General features: G+C 66.5%; 13 protein-coding genes. 5 read left to right on the forward strand and 8 right to left on the reverse strand.

All coding sequences use genetic code 11. The features are described 5' to 3' along the window. Nucleotides 1–240: 240 nt before the first annotated feature. From VGV60_18675 to VGV60_18695, 5 genes are all read right to left on the reverse strand, one after another. A complete protein-coding gene (locus VGV60_18675) occupies nt 241–1,755 on the reverse strand; it encodes a hypothetical protein (protein ID HEV8703302.1) in 1,515 nt (504 codons plus the stop codon). Beyond that, nucleotides 1,752–3,239 (reverse strand): trypsin-like peptidase domain-containing protein, encoded by a 1,488-nt coding sequence (locus VGV60_18680; GenBank protein HEV8703303.1) that lies wholly within the window; start codon nt 3,237–3,239, stop codon nt 1,752–1,754. Before VGV60_18680 ends, VGV60_18675 begins: the two co-directional genes overlap by 4 nt. A gap of 81 nt (nt 3,240–3,320) precedes the next feature. Further along, complete coding sequence (locus VGV60_18685) at nt 3,321–6,806, reverse strand: carboxypeptidase regulatory-like domain-containing protein (GenBank protein HEV8703304.1); 3,486 nt, start codon at nt 6,804–6,806, stop codon at nt 3,321–3,323. Between the two features lie 340 nt (nt 6,807–7,146). Continuing rightward, nucleotides 7,147–7,902, reverse strand: coding sequence for a lysyl oxidase family protein (locus tag VGV60_18690; GenBank protein ID HEV8703305.1), 756 nt, complete (start codon nt 7,900–7,902; stop codon nt 7,147–7,149). Further along, complete coding sequence (locus tag VGV60_18695; protein HEV8703306.1) at nt 7,899–10,262, reverse strand: thrombospondin type 3 repeat-containing protein; 2,364 nt, start codon at nt 10,260–10,262, stop codon at nt 7,899–7,901. Before VGV60_18695 ends, VGV60_18690 begins: the two co-directional genes overlap by 4 nt. On the opposite strand from VGV60_18695, the gene VGV60_18700 reads away from it, so the two are divergent. From VGV60_18700 to VGV60_18720, 5 genes are all read left to right on the forward strand, one after another. Next, complete coding sequence (locus VGV60_18700; protein ID HEV8703307.1) at nt 10,261–10,809, forward strand: serine/threonine-protein kinase; 549 nt, start codon at nt 10,261–10,263, stop codon at nt 10,807–10,809. The two genes, VGV60_18695 and VGV60_18700, sit on opposite strands and share 2 nt — an antisense overlap. 20 nt (nt 10,810–10,829) lie before the next feature. After that, nucleotides 10,830–12,788, forward strand: coding sequence for a tetratricopeptide repeat protein (locus VGV60_18705; GenBank protein ID HEV8703308.1), 1,959 nt, complete (start codon nt 10,830–10,832; stop codon nt 12,786–12,788). 166 nt (nt 12,789–12,954) lie between these two features. After that, nucleotides 12,955–13,482 (forward strand): hypothetical protein, encoded by a 528-nt coding sequence (locus VGV60_18710; protein HEV8703309.1) that lies wholly within the window; start codon nt 12,955–12,957, stop codon nt 13,480–13,482. Nucleotides 13,483–13,608: 126 nt separating this feature from the next. After that, a complete protein-coding gene (locus VGV60_18715) occupies nt 13,609–14,622 on the forward strand; it encodes a cyanophycinase (GenBank protein HEV8703310.1) in 1,014 nt (337 codons plus the stop codon). 74 nt (nt 14,623–14,696) lie between these two features. Further along, nucleotides 14,697–16,406, forward strand: a complete 1,710-nt coding sequence (locus VGV60_18720; protein ID HEV8703311.1) for an amidohydrolase — start codon at nt 14,697–14,699, stop codon at nt 16,404–16,406. A 24-nt stretch (nt 16,407–16,430) separates the two neighbouring features. Here the strand turns inward: VGV60_18720 and VGV60_18725 are convergent, their stop codons facing one another. The 3 genes from VGV60_18725 to VGV60_18735 all read right to left on the reverse strand — a co-directional run bounded on the left by VGV60_18725 (nt 16,431) and on the right by VGV60_18735 (nt 19,158). Then, nucleotides 16,431–16,652: a hypothetical protein gene (locus tag VGV60_18725; protein ID HEV8703312.1), complete on the reverse strand. Its 222-nt coding sequence runs from the start codon at nt 16,650–16,652 to the stop codon at nt 16,431–16,433. 27 nt (nt 16,653–16,679) lie between these two features. After that, the gene (locus tag VGV60_18730; GenBank protein HEV8703313.1) at nt 16,680–16,820 is read right to left on the reverse strand and encodes a hypothetical protein; all 141 of its coding nucleotides are present in this window, start codon (nt 16,818–16,820) and stop codon (nt 16,680–16,682) included. Between the two features lie 535 nt (nt 16,821–17,355). Beyond that, complete coding sequence (locus tag VGV60_18735; GenBank protein ID HEV8703314.1) at nt 17,356–19,158, reverse strand: tetratricopeptide repeat protein; 1,803 nt, start codon at nt 19,156–19,158, stop codon at nt 17,356–17,358. Nucleotides 19,159–19,281 lie beyond the last annotated feature (123 nt).

Below are 19,281 nucleotides of genomic sequence, written 5' to 3' on the forward strand. Positions count from 1 at the left end.
CCCTGGCCCGGCGCCTGTTCCCGGCCCGGGAGACCCTCCCCAGGGCATGGCGCGACCTCTACCGACGAGACTGGCTCACCCCCGTGCTCCCCTCCAACACCCGTCACCGACTCATCCACGCCAACTGACACCTCAAGCCCGACGCGGACGTCGCCACTTTTGCTCCCAACGTAGCCAGTGAGATTCGATCGGTCCGCTCCGCGGACCACCAGAAGACCTACAAGCTTCGCACCACTATGGTCAGTTGTCCCCGGGGCAGGGAGGGCCGGGGTCGGATGGCAGGGAGGCGGAGAGCCGCACCGCCTCCGGGACGTGAAACTCCTCCACGATCTGCGCCGTGGCCGCCTCCATCCCCTCCGCACCGAGGACGATTTCCCGGCGGTAGCCGTTCGGCGCCAGGACGATCGTGTGCAGCCCGCCCGCCGGGTGTCGCAGCGCCTCGACCACGTCCTCGAGCGAGTCGACGGCCTGGCCATTGACCGCCTCGACAGGAAGGTCCTCGAGTCCGTAGTAGCCGATGGTGTACGACGACGGCAGCACGGATTTCAGCAGGATGATCCGCCGACGTTCCGGCGCCTGGGCGAAGCGCTCGATGTTGTAGAGACCGATGAGCCGGAGGGGGGCGTCGGAGGGCCATTCATTCCCCCACGTTCGCAGGTAATCCGCGGTCAGCTCCCGGAACACCAGGCCGCCGGCGACCAGGTAGGGCGGGGGCTCGGGGCCGCTCTGCGACGGGATCAGAGCCTGAGCCGCCGGGTAGGCGCGCAGGGGCATGCTCAGGTCGATGACCCGCCGGCCGCGCAGGACCTGGATCGCGACGACGTCCCCCGGGACGCGATCGACCACGAAGATTGCCGGGAACCGGAGCTGGCCGAAGCGGGGGTGGGCGAAGTAGCCTTCGGAGTCGATCGGCCGCCCGTCGATCGACAGCAGGATGTCCCACGGCTTGAGGACCCCGCAGCCCGAGCTGCCCCACGGCACCTGCCGGATCACGATGCCGCGCGGCTCGCCGCTCTGACCCAGCCAGGCGGCGACGGCGGGATCGGTGTTGATCTGCCACAGCGTGCCGAACACGGGGAAGGGCCGGTACGTCCCGGGATGCGAGGCCTTCTCGAGGAAACGGGCCACGATCTCGATCGGGATCACCCGGCCCCGCTGTTCATTCTGCGACACCGTGATGCCGACCAGGCGCCCGTCGGAGAAGACCGGCTCGGCCCAGCCGCCCGCGTTGAGATCGGTCTGCACCGTCAGGAAGGGATGCTCGACGTGTCCCAGGCTCGACTCTTCGACCTGGAACCCCTTCACCCGGGAGGCCGCCGATTCCAGCTGCTGGTCCCGCCAGCGGACCGATCGCAGAGTGCCTTCCGTCGGCGTGTGCTCGGCCAGCGGCGCGGCCTTGAGATCGGCGAAGAAGGCCGGATCGTCGACGGCGAGCAGGGCCAGGTCGACCTCGCGGTCCACGAAGAAGACCCGCGGGTGGGCCCGCGAGGATCGGCCGAACTTGTCCGCCTGGATGAAGGTGGCGTCCTCCACCATCTGCGCGGTGGTCAGGAGGCGCGGGCCCTCGACCACCACGGCCGACGTGGTGCGCACACCGGGGCGGGTCTTGGCCCACGGGCGGTCCTCGTTCCAGGACTGGTAGGTCACGGACAGGGAGACGACGTTCAGATCGTACGACTCGCGCCGTGCGGCGGCGGCCGGGGGAAGGGCCGCCATCGAGAGCAGCAGGACGGTGAGCGCGCCGCCGCGACTCACAGCCGGCGATCCTTCGCGATGCCGTACTGCCTCAGGATGTCCGCGTTGGCCTCGTCCGCCGCCTTGCGGTCGAGGACCGAGAGCCGCCGGTGATGCGCGAGCTCGATGACGTGGAAGTCGCCCTGGTTCGACTCCACCGCCGCGATCAGGTCCTCCAGCCGGTTGATGGCCCGGCCATTGACGCGCTCGACCACCGCATTCCGGAACCATGCCATGCCGCCGTTCACCGGATGATCGAGCCTGCGGAGCAGGACCACGCGCTCGCGCAGCAGCAATCCCGGCTCCTCGATCGGCTGTTCGAAGAAGGCGTGGAGGAGCAGCTTGTCCCCCTGCTCGTACCACTTCTCCCCGAAGGTCTTGAGGGTCTCCTTCTCGAGCGGCACGAAGACGAGCCCCGCGTACACGTAGTACCGCGGCAGCACGTCGTAGCTGTTGGCATGGGTCCTGTGCGGGGGATAGAGGGTCAAAGGCACCGTGACGTCGGCACGCTGGCCCCGGCTGAGAACGCGCAGGATCACCGGCTCTCCGGCCTGCCGCCTGTCCGCCAGGAGGCCGAAGGGGATGCGCTGTTCTCCGTCTTCCACCGTGCCGTCGTTCGCCACCGCCCGGCCGTCGACCTTGAGGATGACGTCCCCTTCCCGGAGCAGGCCGTCGCTGCTGCCTTTCGGATCGACGGCGTCCACCCTCACGCCGCTCTCCCCATCCGCCATCTCCGCTTTCCGGCGCGCCGCCGGGTTCTCCATGCCCGCGGTCCGGACCCCGAGATCGGGATAGCCGTCGTAGCGGCCGTCCGCGATGTCCCGCAGAAACCGCTGGACGACTTCCGTCGGGATCATGTAGCCGACGTTCTCGAGATCCTCCACCGCCTGAAAGGCCACGCCGACCACGCGGCCGTCCTGCACGACCGGGCCGCCGCTGTTGCCGGGATTGATGGCCGCGTCGGTCTGCACCGTGAGGTGGCTGTCGATCCCCGAGTGCTGGTAGACCTGGTCGTCGATGCGCGACACGATGCCGCGCGTGACCGACTTCTGGGTCCCGCCCGTCGGGTATCCGAAGGTTTCGACCATCGAGCCCGGAAAGGGCAGGCCGCCGATCGGCAGTACCGGGACGGACTTGAGCAGGCCGGCTTCGCGCGGCCGCACGAGCGCCAGGTCGCAGTCGTGGGCGATGTGGGCCACCGTGGCCGGATAGGGGGTCGGGTCGTGATCCAGGAAGACCAGGAGCAGGCGGGAGTCGCTGACCACATGCGCATTCGTCATGATCGCCCCCCCCGCGACGACGAAGCCGCTGCCGGAGAGCTCACTGACCTGCGTCACCTCCCACGGCGAGAACCAGTCTCCCCGCTGGGAATAGTTGATCAGTCGCACCACCGACCGCTCGATCCGAACCGGGTTGGTCGCCGGCGGCGGAGCGGCGGAGCGGCCGGCCGCCAGGACGGCCGGCAGGGACGCCAGGATGAGGGCTTTCGCTGCGGGACCTCGCATGGCTGCGGGAGCCTACAGGGGACCCCGTGGAAGGTCAAGGCCGCAGGCGGCCCGCGGACCGCCCACGACCAGGACCACCTGTCAGAATTCCCAGCGGGCCGCGAGCCGGAAGGACCGGGGCACCTGGAACTGGATCGGTTTCAGGAAGTCCGGATCGGTCACTCCGGCCGTGAGCTCGACGGTGTCCTCGTAGATCATCGCCTTGCGCGAATCCGTGACGTTGAAGACGTCGAACATGATCCGGAGCTGGCTCTTCCCGAAGTCCATCGGGTAGTCGGCATGCAGGTCGAGGGAGGCGACGCTCGGCGTCCGTCCCAGGTTGCCGCGCCTCACCGGGGTGTAGCTGTACAGGAAGATGTTGCTCAGCAGGTCCGGATCGGTCAGGGCTCTCGAAAGCGACGAGGTCGTCCGGATGATCGGGCCGGTGCCGGGATCGGCCCAATAGCCGTACACCGGGTCCTTCCCCGGGATCTCCCCGGCATTCTGGTAGATCGGGTGGGCCAGCATCGAGGTGCGCGGCACGCCGGTCTGCCAGGTGACGTTCGCTCCGACCCGCAGCTTGAAGGGGAACACATAACTCGGATAGACGTGCAGTACGTGCCGCGCGTCGGACGGCAGCGGTCCCGACGCGAACTGGCTCTGCAGCAGCGGGGAGCTGGGGAAATCGTAGAGCGAGGTGATGTTCGGATCGCTCTGGCCGTTGTCGTTGCGGAACAGCCCCTCGTAGTTTCCCTCGAGCTTGGACAGCCGGTAGTTGGCGTAGAGCGACCAGTTCTCCGAGAAGCGCCGGTTGTAGATCACCTCCAGCGCCTCATAGGTGCGCTCCGGCTTGGGGAACGGGAAGAGCCCTCCCTGCGGCACCTTGCTGGTCCCCGGGTTGGCCAGCACGTACGGACCGAAGACGGTCGCCGGGAACGCCATGCTCCGGCCCACCCCGCCCCCCTGGTCCAGGCCGTTCACTCCCCCGAACGGATCGTACGGGAAGCCGTAGGAGACCCCGTAATAGAAATTCTGGATCTGCTCGATGGCGTTGACCTGCGTGTCCTCGAGCGCGCGCCCCTGCGTCCTGTAGACCAGGCGCGCCTCGAGGGAGGAGGTCGGCGTCAGCTCGAAGGCGTAGCCGCCCGAGATCTCGTCCTCATACGGCAGCTTCGCCCCCCCGACCACCGTCGTCGGCTCGACCCCCTGCGTGAACGTGGCCCCCAGCGGATCGCAGGTGCTGGCCACGCCGGAGCCGTCGACGCATGAGCCGGGAGGGAGCCCCCCCGCCGCGACGCGGGCCGAGGTCAGGGCGCTATCGTTGAACTCCTGCAGGCTGACACCCACCTCGTTGCTGAAGGCGCGCACCGCCAGGTCGTTGGGGACCCGCTCGAAGTAGCGGCCATAGTTCAAGTAGGCCTTGCTTTTGCCGTTCCCCTGGACGTCCCAGACGACGCCGAGGCGCGGGGCGAGGTTGCCGGTGAAGCTGTACCGGTTGGGGAGGTAGCTCGAAGTGCCCGGCTGGTAGATGCGCGTCGGGACGCCGTCGACATCGACCACCTTGGTCGCAAACGGCAGGCTGAACCGCCCGGAGCCGCCCACGGTCTCCTGCGTGGCGCGCAGGCCGAGCTTCAGGGTGACGCGCGGCTGGATCGTCCAGGTGTCCTGGATGAACGCGTTGTACTCCCTGGCCGAGGTGGGTGGAAGCGCGGGTCCCATCCGGGCCCTGGTCACCCGGAACCGGTTGGCGCTGTCGAAGGCGACCGTCGGATCGCCCGTTCCGTTCCGCACGTCCACCTGCGCGCCGCCCCGGGTCGGGACGAAGACGACGTCCTGGACCCCGTCGGGCCCCGGAGAGCAGGTCCCGGAGCTCCCGGAGCAGGTGAAGGCATCCACCGGAGCTCCCGCGTCGTCGCTGACCGGCAGCTGCACGTTGAAGGACGATCCCGTGTAGGTGCCCGTGTCGAGGTAGCCGATGTCGTCGTACTCCACGCCCCACTTGATCTCGTGGTTCCCCGCGATGTGGGTGAACTTGATCAAATACTGCGTGCTCTTGTCGTCCTGGTTGCTGATGAAGCCGACGCCGCCCCGGAAGTCCACCACGGGAGAGATCGGAGCGAGGAAGGGGGCCGTGTTGCCCGAGGTCCCGTCGAGGCTGTAGGACGTCGCTCCCCGCCGGAACTCCAGGTTGTTGCGCAGGTCGCGGTAGCGGATCTCGTCCTTGTCCGAGTCCTCCCGGAATTTTCCGACGTGCCGGCCGATCTGGGCCTCCACGAAGAACTTCGGGCTGATGACGCCGTTCCACTTCAAGGTGCCGTTGTTCGACCCGTACTCGATCTCGCTCTGCCCGCCTCCCGTGGCGAAATCGGTGAACTGGGGGGCGGTGTCCCGCTGGAAGCCCCGATCCCCCGTGGCCGGATCGCCGAAGAAGGTCAGATCAATCATGTGATTCGGGCCGGGCCGCCAGGAGAATTTGAGGGCGTAATTGTCGGCCGTTCTCGTCCTCTCCAGCTCCCGGATGGACGACGGGAAGGCCTGGGCATCGGTGACGTTGAATCCGAGCGCCGCGTCGGTGAACCTGGGATTGCCGGCCTGCGCCGCCGCGAAACCGGGATTCACGATCGAGTTGGCCTGGTTTCTCTGGGTCGTCACGACCGGGTTGAGGGCGACGAAGTAGAACAGCTTGTCCTTGCGGATCGGGCCGCCGGCGGAGAAGGCGAAGTCCTGGACGTCCTCGTGGATGAGGTTGGAGGTGCCGCTCTCGAGATCGACGCGGGTGTAGTCGGATCGCGCCCCGCCCGGGGTGGAATACCAGGCGACGCTCCCCTTGAAATCGTTGGTCCCCGACTTGACGATGGTGTTGATGATGCCGCCCAGCGCCCGTCCGTACTCCGCCTCGAAGCCGGCGGTCTTGATCTGCACCTCGTCCAGGAACTCGCTGGTGACCCCCGTGCCGAGCGATCCGTAGACGATGTTGTAGGCGCCGATCCCGCCGTACCCCGTGTTCGTTACGTTGACCCCGTCGATCAGGTACGAGTTCTCCAGGCCGCTCGCGCCGCCGATGGAGTAGTTCCCCTGGCCGGTGCCGAGACCGCTGACCACGCCGGGGGCGACCGCGTACGTGTCGGTGAAGGAGCGCCCGAGCGGGACCGAGTTGGCGAATTCGTCGTAGCGGATGTTGGTGCTGGCCCCCGTGGACTTGGTGTCGACCAGGGGCGCCTCGCCGGTGACCGTGACCGTCTCGGTCTTTCCCGGCTCGAGCGTGAAGTTGAGCTGCGACCGCTGGCTCAGGCCGACAGTGACGTCGTTCCTGATGACGGTCGTGAAGCCGCCCGGGGCCTCCACCCTGACGCTGTACGCTCCGGGCCGCAGGAACGGAAGGATGTAGTTGCCGCCGGCATCGGTGTCGGCCGTGCGCGTTCCGGATGCGGAGGTTGCGATGACCACCGCGCCGGGGATGCCGTGTCCCGCCGGGTCGGTCACCTTTCCGGTGATCGTGCCGGTGGTGATTTCCTGCGCCCAATCGCTCGTCCACGGCAGCAGCGCCGCCGCGACGAGCCCTGCCAGCAGAATGCTCGGTGTCCTCATGGTGGGGCCCCCCTTCAATCGCCTTGGGCCCTGCTCGCATGCCGGGGAGGATTGACGTGACGGGGGGCGCTCCGGGTATCGCGGGCGGATGGGATCCGCCGGCCTCTATCCGCTACTCGTCACCCGCCACTCCGGCCCCCTGCACAACGGGCGAGCCAGAATCGAGCCGGATTCGCACAGCCCGTGAAAGGTGCGCCCGGCGCGTGCGGCGAGGAAGTACGCTTTGACGGTACGCTCAAGGCCGCAACCCGACCAGCGAAACGTCAGGTCGGTGCTGCATCCCAGAAGCATCGGCGGCGGCCAATCCGGCCCAACCCGCCACTTCCTGGGGCTGGAGTCGTCAAGGGGCCGGGATGGTGACGACCTTCGCGGCGACGTTGTCCAGGTAGTTCGTCTCGGTGACGAGGCGCAGCGGGTTCACTTCGATCTCCAGGACGTACGTGCCCGGGACGGTACTGGTGACGTCGATCCACTGTCCTTCGGTGAACGCGCTGTAGATGTCGGACCATCCGACCGAGATCCCCTGGTTCAGGTCGCAGTCAACATAGCGGTACGGCCGTCCCGCCGGACAGACCTCCTCGACGTCGACGACGCAGAACCCCTCCTTCCGCCCGGCGATCATCTCCCTCGCCACGGGAGGGTGCGCGGCCAGCAAGTCGCTGGAACAGACGTCGGGATTGGCCGCCCGCAGCTGGATCCAATCGGAGTAGCCGGCCGGCGTCCAGAGCCGGTAGCCCGCGTAGCCGCGCAGGTGGTAATGATCATGGCAGGACTGATACTCGAACAACCCCAGGTGATCGATCGGCCTGCCGACTGCGAGGTCCCCCGGCCCGATATTCGGCAGGATGCTCTCGAAGCTGATCAACCGCCGCGTTCCCGCGACGACGTCCCCTTCAACCACGGCGCAGTCGGTCGGCAAGAAATTCCAGACCTGGATGAAGGTGCTCAGGAGGCTCCGGGGATCGACGCGCAGGTTGGGGCAGCCGCGCGGGTCGGAGCACCCCAGCTGCGGCCCGCACTCGCTCGGGGTGGGCGCGGCCTCCGACCCGATCACTCCGCCAAGCGCCATCGCGAGCAGAAGAACCGTACGTTTCATGGGCACCCTCCGACGCAGGACACCGGTTCCCTTTCCCAGAACACCGATTCGCTGCCGAACCCGCTGCGTCCCGAGACATCGTGATACTGGACCAGGTAGAAGAACGCCTGACCGGCGAGCGGCAAGGGAGCCGCCGGATCCTCGCTCCAGGACGTGCCGGTCCAAGCACGCGCGAGGACGCGGACCCCTCCCAGGTCGACGCGGTCCCCCTGCACCGAAAGCGCGGCCGTATCCCCGGCAATCACGTCGTACGCCAGCGCTCCCGGCACGGCGTCCCAGTCCAGCCGCGTGGCCCCGGGCGCGGGATCGGTCAGCAGGCGAATCTGGAGAGGCTCGGGCCCGCGACCGTCGTCCAGGGGGACGGTCGTCACGACGGCCGCCGTGGCGGCGTTCCCCGAGGCGTCGAAGGCCGTGTAGAGCAGACGGTAGGCGCGCCCGGGCCCGGTGCGCGAACGCTCCGCCCGGAATTGGAGCGCGAAGTCCGGCGTCCCCAAATCGGCGCCGGCGACGTCGACGCTGGTGCGTCCGTCCTCGTCACCGATCGCGTCCGCCGGCTCGCTGCTCCCGGCCTCCGACAGGACCACGTTCGGAGCCGGGTCGCAGCGGTCGGTCACCTGCCACGCCGGCCGCACCGCGGCCAGCCGATGGTTGGGAGGCCAGAGGACCGAGGGAACACTGCCGAGGCTCAGCGTCGGGGCCTCCGTGTCGTTGACGGTCACGGTGGCTTCGGCCGTGTCGACCGACCCCTGCTGATCCACGACGCGCAGCGTGATCCGGCTGGCGCCGAGCGGCAGGATGGCCGGCTGGATCGCCTGCGTCCCGAGCAGCGCCTGGCCCGGAGCGCCAAAGTTCCTGAACCACTCGTACGACGCGATCGAGTTGGCTCCGGACGCCGCGGGCGGGGCCGCCGAGGAGGTCGCATCCAGGATCGCGGTGGCCGAAAGGGCGGCCTCGCATTCGAGGCCCGCCGGCGCCGCGATCACCGCCTGCGGAGCGGGCGCGAACACCAGGGCCGTCTCGGCCTGGTGCCAGAAGATCATCTGATCCCGGACCGGCGGCGTGGATCCGTCCGCCGCCTCGATCACCAGAGTGTAGGCCGCGTCCGGCACGAGGGCCGAGATGTCGATGACGGACGGCAATCCCGCGACGAACGATTGTCGCAGGGCGGGACTCCCCGAGGCGATCTCCGCCTCCATGAATCCCGGCTCCGCGCGCCGGACGGTGAGGTCGTACCGTGGCTCCTCCTGGCCCAGCCGGCGCAGGCAGAACGGCGCCGGCAGCGTCAGGCCGCTCAGAGCCACCAGGTCGGTGAACTCGGTCAGGGTATGGCCGCACATCCCGAACGCCAGCTCGAAATCGTGCTGGCCGTCGACGCATCCCCCATACGCATCCAGGTCGAACAGGAGCGGATTGCTCGTCGAACCGGAGACATAGGCGATTCCCTCCCCGGGCACGCCGTCGGGGTGGTAGCCGAAGCCGCACATCACGGGGAAGCCCGCGTCCTGCAGCGTGAGCGACGCGACGCCGCCCGGGCGTATTTCAATCGTGCCGCTCAAAGGCTCGTCCTGCGGATCGGCCGCCAGGAGCCTGACCTCCAGATCGGTGCCGCCATCCTGCACGATCTCCGAGATGGCCAGCCGCGGCTGGCAGGCGTCCCCCGCGCCGTCGCCGTTGCCGTCCTTCTGATCCGGGTTCCACGCACCGGCGCAGTTGTCGCAGGCGTCCCCGACCCCATCCCCATCGGACTCGATCTGGGACGCGTTCCACAACGACGGGCAGTTGTCGCACGCGTCGCCGCTGAGATCGCGGTCCGCATCCGACTGGCCGAGGTTCGCGATCCCCGGACAGTTGTCGCACGCGTCGCCCGGTCCGTCGCCATCCGCATCGCTCTGGTCGGGGTTGTACGTCGCCGGACAGTTGTCAAGCCCCTCGCAGACCGTGTCGCGGTCCGCGTCGTTTTGCGGAGCGAACGGACACGGGTCGCAGGCGTCTCCCACTCCGTCGGCATCGGTGTCCGCCTGGGAGACGTTGGGAACGGCGATGCAGTTGTCGACGCCGCAGTCGCTCGCGGCGAGGCAGGTGTCCCCCACCCCGTCTCCGTCGGAATCGGAACACGTGTCGCAGGCGTCCCCCAGGCCGTCGCCATCGCTGTCCATCTGGTCGGGGTTCGGGAGTCCGGCGCAGTTGTCCTGGCTGTCGCAGACGAAATCGACGTCGGTATCGACGCACGGCGCCAGGGGCACGATTCCGGCCCCGGAGGGGGCCGCGGTCGCGGACGCTCGCGCCGGCCACAGCACCAGCGCCAGCGACAGCGTCAGAACGGGTGTCCGCCGGAGGGCCGTCCCCGTCATAATCGGCATGAACCCATCGGGCCGAGTCGAAAATGGCTGCGCGAAGTATACGACCACATCGGCCGGTGGCAACCTGTTTCTGCGGCATCCGCGGCAGGAGCGGTCCTATCGCGTTGACTCCACCCCGAACCACGCCTACCATTCCGAACACATGGCCGCGCCATCCCAATTAGTAGGTCGTGCGCTTGGGCGATATCAGATCCTCGAGCAGATCGGCGAAGGCGGAATGGGTGTGGTCTATCGCGCCCATGATGGACGCCTGGATCGCGAAGTCGCTCTCAAAGCGCTTCCGACGGGTTCCATCAGCGATGAAGCTGCCCGCAAGCGGTTTCACAGGGAAGCCCTCACTCTCTCCAGACTGAGCCATCATCGCATCGCCACCATCTTTGATTTTGATTCGCAGGAGGGCGTGGACTTCCTGGTGATGGAGCTGATCCCTGGAATCACTCTGGACCAGAAGCTCGCACTCGGTCGGCTGCCGGAGCCGGAATTCCTTCCCCTCGGCGTGCAACTGGCCGACGGACTGGCGGCCGCTCACAGGAGCGGGGTCATCTGAAGGTTTCGCCCGACGGTTCCCTGACCATCCTCGACTTCGGCATCGCCAGGCTGCTGCACCCCACGAGTCAGGCCGCCACAATCCAGACTCTGACCAACGACACGGCATTTCGAGGCACGCTCCCATATGCCGCGCCCGAGCAATTGAGCGGCAACGAGGCCGATGCGCGGAGCGACATTTACAGTGCGGGAACCATACTTTACGAAATGGCGACTGGTCGCCGACCCTTTGCGGAAGCGCACACTCCGTCCCTGTTGATCGATGCGATTCTGCATCAGATGCCTCAACCGCCCCGCGAGCTCAATCGTCACGTGTCGCCGGAGCTCGAGAGCATCATCTTGAAGGCCCTCGACAAGCAGCCAGAGCGGCGCTACCAATCGGCCGAAGAATTGGTCGTCGATTTGCAGCGATTGAGCATTCCCGCTGCGTTGCGGGCGACACCGACCCGGAGAGCTCGATGGCACCCCTGGTTGCTCTGGCCGGTCGGAGCGCTCGTCCTCCTATCCATTGCTCTCCTGACATGGATAGTGGGAGGCCGGCACGGGCGCTGGCCTGGGTTCGCCGGCCTCTCGCCCCCCGAGTCTCTGGCCGTGTTGCCCCTTGCGAATCTTTCCGGTGATCCGAACCAGGAGTACTTCGCCCAGGGCATGACCGAGGCCTTGATCACCGATTTGGGAAAGGTCGGTGCATTCCGGGTCATTTCACGAACTTCGGCAGCGCCGGACAAGAACCTCGACAAGCCCATCTCCCAGATGGTCCGCGAGTGGAAGGTCGATGCCGTGGTCGCGGGCGCGGTGCTTCAATCTGGCGAGCGCGTACGCATCACCGCACGATTGATCGACGCGCGTACAGAGCGTCAGCTCTGGGCCGAGACCTATGAACGAAACCTGCGCGATGTACTCTCGCTGCAGGACGATGTGGCGCGGGCCATCACCGAAGCAATCAAAGGACGGCTGACACCGGACACTCCCCCACCCGCCCAGCGGCACGTCGACCCGGAGGCCTACCGCTTGTTTCTTCAAGGCCAGTATTATTGGAACAAGCGTAACAAGGCTGGCTTTGAGAAGGCGATCGACTATTACCAGCAGGCGATCGCCAAGGACCCGACAGACCCCTTGCCGTACGCCGCGGTGGCGAATGGCTATCTTCATTTGAGCGGCTACGGCCTCGCTTCGGCCCACGAGGGGCTGCCAAAGGCGAGGGCCGCGGCCTTGAAGGCGATCGACCTCGATGACAACTCGCCCGCGGCTCATGAGGCCATGGCAGAGATTGACCTGCAGGACTGGAACTTCTCGGAAGCCAACAGGGAGTTCCGACGAGCCCTGGAGCTGGACCCGAACTTCGCTGGAGCGCATCAATCATTCGGCATATTCGTGGCGATGCAGGGACGTCTCGACGAGGCGTTGATCGAGGCGAGGCAATCCGCGCAACTGGACCCGATCTGGTTCATCAACACTGTCTATGTCGGCGACATCTATCGCTACATGGGACAACCGGACAAAGCCATTGAGCAGTACCGGCAGGTCCTTGAAATGGATCCCGGTTTCTGGCAGGCCCGTGGTTCACTGGCGTTCGCGTATGAGCAGAAGCAGATGTACTCGGAAGCCTATACTGAATTGCAGAAGGTGATGAGCGAATTTCCCCATACCAATGCCCTCGTGGCACTGGGTCAGGTCTATGCGCTCTGGGGCAAGACTGCAGACGCCCGGAGAGTCATTCGTGAGGTTCAAGAGACATCAAAGAAGGAGCCCGTGTCAGATTACTGGGTCGCGACCATCCACGCTGCTTTGGGCGAAAGAGATGAGGCGTTTCGCCTCCTGGAGAACGCGTACCAGGACCATTCTCAGTGGATTCTCTTTCTTGGAGTCGACCCTCGATTTGCGAACTTGCGCGCGGACCCTCGTTTTTCGGACCTGCTTCGCCGCGTAGGGCTGGTCCAGCCGCAACGCCGGCACGGAGAGCCAGAAGCCACCCCCTGATCCAGGCCCCGGGTTGGTCGAACTTCCAGGCAACCTTGCCTGTCCGCCATTCTCGTGGCACCATGGTTCATCCACATCGAAAGGAGGTCCCCGCATGCACAAGATCACGCTGACCATGGCGTTGGCGGCAGTCCTCGCGCTTTCGTACGGCTGTGGATCACGTCCGATGACTGAGAAGACGGTCCCGGCAGGGACCAGGCTGGATCTGAAGCTGCTCGACACGGTGTCGAGCGCCGCCAGCTCACCGGGCGACGCCGTCAAGGCGCAGGTGAACCAGGATGTCGTGGTGGACGGCAAGGTGGTCATCCCCGCCGGCTCGACGGTAAGCGGCACGGTGGCCGAGGCCCGGGGACTCAAGGCGATCGGCGGGCGTGCCAGGCTGCGTGTGGAGTTCAGCTCGGTGGAGCTCCCCTCGGGCGAGACGCCCATCCTGGCGGGCTTTTCCCGGGAAGGGAAAAGCGAAACCAGGAGAGACGCCGCCACGATCGGCGGCGCGGCCGCCGGCGGAGCGATCCTGGGCCGCATCCTGGACCGCGATCACGACGCGAAGGGGACGGCCCTCGGCGCCGTCGTCGGCGGCGCGGCCGGCACGGCGATCGCGGCCGGGACGAAGGGCGAGGAGATCATCGTCCCATCCGGCACCCGGCTCGCGCTTCGGCTCCAGGCGCCTGTCGCGGTGAGAGTCGAGGGCTAGGACGCCGTCCGCCTCTCGGGGGCGGCCCGATCGCGCCTGAGGGTCCCTTCGCTCTTCGGGGAACTCCGTAGCGCGCGACGCCCGCTTTGTGGCACCATACGGGCACAATCCCATAAGGAGCCTGCCATGACGCTCAGGGTCGTCCGGACCGCCTTCGGAGTAGCCTGCCTTTCATTGCTCGTGTCCCTTCCCGGCTTCGCCGCTCCCCAGAGCTGGAACTATTTCGTCGTGGGCAATCCTGCCGACGTGGTCACGCCGACCAGCGGCCTGCTCGTGCTGCAGGGCGGCGGCACCGACGTCGACGAAAACTTCGTGCGCATGGGCCAGCGGTCCGGCGGCGGAGACTTCGTCGTGATCCGCGCCTTCGGCACCGACGCCTACAACCCATACATCTTCGACCTGTGCCACTGCGACTCGGTCGCGACGATCGTCTTCAAGAACCGCAACAATTCGTTCGATCCGTTCGTCATCGACACCATCCGCAACGCCGAGGCGCTGTTCATCGCGGGCGGGGACCAGTCGTACTACGTCGACTTCTGGAAGGGGACGCCGGTGGAGGACGCCATTCACCACGTCGCCGCGAAGCCGGCGCCGATCGGTGGCACCAGCGCTGGGATGGCGGTGATGAGCGAATTCGTCTACGGCGCCTTGAGCGCCAGCAGCCTGACCTCGGCCGAAGGGCTGGCGAACCCGTTCCACCGCGACCTGACTCTGGTCCGCGATTTCCTCCATCTGCCGAAGCTGGGCGGCATCATCACGGATCAGCACCTGCAGGAGAGAGACCGGATGGGACGCACGATCGCCTTCCTGGCCCGGCTCGTGAACGACGGCTGGACCACGGAGGGGCGCGCCATCGCCGCCGATCGCGAGACGTCGCTTCACCTCGATCCGGCGAACGGGACGGCCGAAGTGCTGGCCACTCCCACCCACCCGACGCCGTTCGTCTATTTCCTGCGGACGCCCGGCCCGCCCGAGGTGTGCCAGCCGAAGACGCCACTGACGTACCGGAACATCGCAGTCTACCGCATCGGCCCGGGCGACAGTTTCGACGTCGACACATGGTCCGGCCACGGCGGAATCAGCTACACCCTGACCGCTGAAGCGGGCGCGCTCAGCTCGTCGCGCGGCGACATCTATTGATGCGCCGTTACTGACACTAAGGAATCCGGGTCTTCGCGGCCACGGCCCTCGTGGCCTCGTCGCGGTGAGAAACAATGAAGAGTCGTGCCGCGGGGGCCTGGCTGACGCTCGTGCTCGATCTGTCCGGCTGCTCGCGTTCCGGCCGGACGACCCCGGCCGATCTCATCTTGCGGAACGCCACCATCCACACCATGGACGAGGCGGCGCCACGCGCCTCCGCGATCGCGGTGAAGGGCGACCGAATCCTGTGGGTCGGCCAGGATGGCGACGCGGAGCGGTTCGTCGGCGCGGAGACGCGCGTCGTCGATGGCGGAGGGCGGCTGCTCCTGCCCGGCTTCATCGACAGCCACTTCCACGTCGGCCTCGGCAACGATCCGAACGTCGGTCGGATCACGGGCCGGTCGCCGGAGGAGATCCGGGCGCAGATCAGGGCGTTCTCCGACAGCCACTCCGATCTGACGTGGATCGAGATGGACGGCTGGAACTACTCCGCGTTCCCGCAGGGCAGGCTCCCCAAGGCGGCGGATCTGGACGGGCTGACGCGGGGACGCCCCGCCTTCCTCGTGGCGTACGACTACCACACGGTCTGGCTGAACCGCGAGGCGCTGGCGGCGTTCAGCATCACGAAGGGCACACGGACCGTCAGCTTCGCCGAGGGCATCGAGCGCGATCCCAGGACCGGCGAGCCGACCGGGATCCTGATCGGATTCGGGAGCGCCGGTCTCTCCGAGCAGGCGGAGGTCGATCTGCGGAGGCACCTGCCCTCGCACTCGCCCGAAGGCGCGGAGGAGCGCGTCCTGGACCTGATGCGGAGGGCCGCTCGCGCGGGGATCACGACGATCGTAGAGCCCCAGACCTACCTCGAGACCTTGCCGCTGTATGCACGGCTCGAACAGGAGGGCCGGCTCCCGCTGCGGCTTCAGGTCGCGTTGTTCCATCGCCGGGGGACGCGTGACGACGAGATCGCGAGATTCTCCGAGGCTCGGGATCGACACGCGAGCGACTGGTTCCGCGTCGCCGCGGTCAAGCTCTACATCGACGACGTGATCGAGCCGCGCACCGCGGCCATGATCGATCCGTACGCCGACCGTCCCGGGGCACGCGGGGACACGCTCTACCCGCCCGAGGAGTTCGAGCGGGTCGTCGCCCGCCTGGACCGGCTCGGATTCCAGATCTTCACGCACGCCATCGGCGATCGCGGGATCCGCACGGCGCTCGATGCCTACGAACAAGCGCGGAAAGCGAACGGGACGCGCGATTCGCGTCACGAGATCGTGCACGTCGAATGCCTGAGCGGGCCCGACGTGCCGCGCTTTCACAGTCTCGGTGTGACCGCCTGCATGCAGCCGCGCCACTGTGCGCCGGATCTCTCGGCGGAGTGGGCGCGCGCCGTGGGGCCGCAGCGCTGGAGATATGCCTGGGCCTTCCGCAGTCTGCGCGACTCCGGAGCGACGCTGGCGTTCGGGAGCGACTGGAACGTGGCGGAGATGGAGCCGCCGATCGGCATCTACACCGCCGTTACGCGCAGGGGGCTCGACGGCCGTCCGGAGGGAGGCTGGGTGCCCGGGCAGACCATCGATCCCGAAACGGCCGTCAAGGCGTACACAATCACGGGGGCCTGGGCGAACTTCATGGAAGGGAATCGCGGGTCCCTGGTGTCCGGCAAGTACGCCGATCTGGTGATGCTCTCCGACGACCTCTTCACGATCGCGCCCGAAAAGATCAGGGACGTCCGCGCGGTCTGGACGGTCGTGGGCGGCAATGAGGTCTGGCGCGATTTTTAGCCGCGCTGCCAGGACGAGGGCGCTTCAGTTCTTCGGGTAGAGGATCTCGGCGATCGCCTTGCGGGCGGCGTCGACATCGACGGAGTGGTCCGGCTGCTTGTGGAGCAGTTTGCCGTCGGCCGATCGGACCATCAGGCCGTGGTTTTTGAAACCGAGTTCCTTGATCATCGTCTTTGCTTCAGGGGTCGTGGCGTCGACGTTCTTGGCCTTCACCTGTCCGGGGAAATCCTGCTCGAGCCCGCTCACGGCGGGCTTCAACTTCGCGCACACCATTCAGCCGGGCAGGAAGAAGTAGGTCACTTGCAACGGCGTCTTGACCGGCGCGCCCTTCGCCGGGTCAGCCAGAGTCCCCCCCGCCGCCAGTCCCAGAGTCACCAGCAGGAGTGCCGCGGTCTGCAACGCTCTTCTGTTCATCGCCCACCTCCGCGGAAGAACGCCACCAGGGCATCGGTCGGACCGCAGCGCGAGGCCACCCGCCAGACTCAAGGGTCGGATGAGACGAAGCAGGTTCATTGGGATCCTCCCTACGCAGGGATCTTATGTCTGGAAGCTTAGCAGGGTTCATGTCGCAGGTCACTCGGTTCGTTGATCTCAGTTGAGAAGGGTCGGTCAGCGGGGCGCCTCTGTGATAGGCCACATGGAGAGCGCCATGACGATCGAGACGGCAGCGGCGCCGGGCCATGCAGTCGTGTTCGCGATCTTGCGAACCTTACGGACAGGAGGAGGGGGGCCGCATTTTTGTAGAGGCGGCGGGAGTCGAACCCGCGCCGCCTCAGAACGCTAACTGGTTGATGGCGCGCGACTTTCGTCGGAACTCGCTGGAAACTCGTTGCCTTGTGGTCAATTCGTTGTGCTCTGGAGTTCTGAGTCCTCCCCAGTCCTGGAGATATTTTGGAGAAGGAGTACCCACCGGCAGAGCTGAAGGATGGGTTTCCGACTCATTCGGCTACTAGCGCGATCCAGTGCCCGGTGCCGTGACAAGGGTCGAGGACGCAGCGATGCGTTCCAATAACGCCTCGAAACGCGGGTCGGAACGCAGGCTATCGACCTTTGGCGTGACCTTCAGCATGACCAGCCACGGGTGTCGATCCTCATAGGCCTTGTCGAGCCAGATGAAGGCCAAATCGCGCTCGCCCAATGCGGCATGAACCAGAGCGACGTCAAAAGGAGGGACGTATCGACGCGTGGAAAGCTTCTGCAACCGGTCGAGAAACTTTCTGGCACGGCCTTGTTGGTGAGCCATCGCAAAGGCGTACGCGAGACCCGAAAGAGTACGTGGCGTGTCGCCCGCGAGCGACCGAGCCTGCTCGAGCTCTGCAATGGCTTGTTGGTACTCCCCCATTGCCACATACGTCAATCCCAGATCGTAGTGAGTCGGATAGAACCTGGGCTCCAGCTCAATCGCCTTGCGAAACTCCTGGATCGCCTCGTCGTTCCGGCGCGACAGTGAATAGATCCAGCCGACAACGTCGCCGATGATGAGAGACAGGGGATCGAGCTCGCGTGCCCGTGTGATTTGCGCCACCGCTTCTTCGAAACGGCCTTCGGACGCCAGAAAGACTGCGTACCACTGATGACCGGGCGCGTAGTTCGGATTCAGCTCCAGGCCCTTCCTGAACTCTGCCTCTGCGGCCGGCCGGTTCCAATCGTACAGATGAATCGCGTAGGCCAAGGCGATGTGCGCCTCCGCAAGGCGCGCATTCAGCTCGATGGCTTTGCTGGCGGCGGCCTTGGCCTGAGGATAGGCTTGCCTGGGAGGAACCATGCCCCAGTTCCCCAGAACATTGTAGGCATCGGCGAGTGCGGAATAGCTCGCCGCACTGGAGGGATCTGCGATGAGAGCCTGTTGAAAATAGGTAATGCTCTTCTGCAGCCCTTCTTCGGTGCGCTGGTTCCACAAGTACCGCCCGCGTAAATAGAGTTGATAGGACGCGGGATTCACCGGCTCGGCGCTCGCGAGATTCACCCTTTCCCGCGGCGTGAGCCTGAGACTGACGGCGTCGGCCACCGCCCGGGCGATGTCGCTTTGCAACGTGAGGATGTCGCGCGCTTCGCGCTGATAGCTCTCCGCCCACACATGCGTCTGGTCGGAGATCCGAATGAGTTGCACGCTGATGCGTACCTCCCCGCCGGCGCGGCGGACGCTTCCTTCCATGAGATAGTCCGCGTGGAGCTCATGACCGATTACATCCACCCGCTTCGCGGTTCCTTTGTACTGCATCGTGGAGGTGCGCGCGATCACGCCCAGCCGGTCCGGTTGCAGGCGGCTGAGCTGGGTGATCATCTCCTCGGTGAGGCCGTCGCTGAAGTACTCTTCGTTGGGATCGCCGCTCAGGTTCTGCAGAGGCAACACCGCCAACATGACGTTCCGTGGGGCGTGAGCCCCGCGCGCGTACCAGATCCAATAGACACCGGAGCCGAGGACGATCGCGGCCACCAGAAGAGCCGCCAGCGCGGCGGGTAGTCGCGATGTGGCGTCGTGGCCCGGCTCCGCGTCGGGTACTGGACGCGATTCGGGGGCCTCGTGCTCGGCATTCTTCCACCAGGCATCCAGTTCCGATTTGTAGGCAAACACCGCAGCCCGAAGCTTGTGGCGGTGCCGGTGCACGGGCAAACCATCCTTCTCCCAGCGGCGCACGGTGCTCTCGTCGCGGCGGAGATAGGCGGCGATCTCCTTCCAGGAATCGAGGCGGTCGTTCGGCGAGTGCGGCGGCGGTCCCTGCGTGGTTCGGGCTGAGTCGTTCCCGTCCATTTCTGGCTTTCCAAAGGGAGGCGGATAGCATACCAGCATTTCCCCCTTCCGATGAGGCTTGTATTTCCAGTCGCGGCGAGGCGCTCATTAGCGCTCATCCCGCTCTTGCCCGTTGCAGTCGTT

Source organism: Candidatus Polarisedimenticolia bacterium, from assembly GCA_036001465.1.
GTDB lineage: Bacteria > Acidobacteriota > Polarisedimenticolia > Gp22-AA2 > Gp22-AA2 > Gp22-AA3.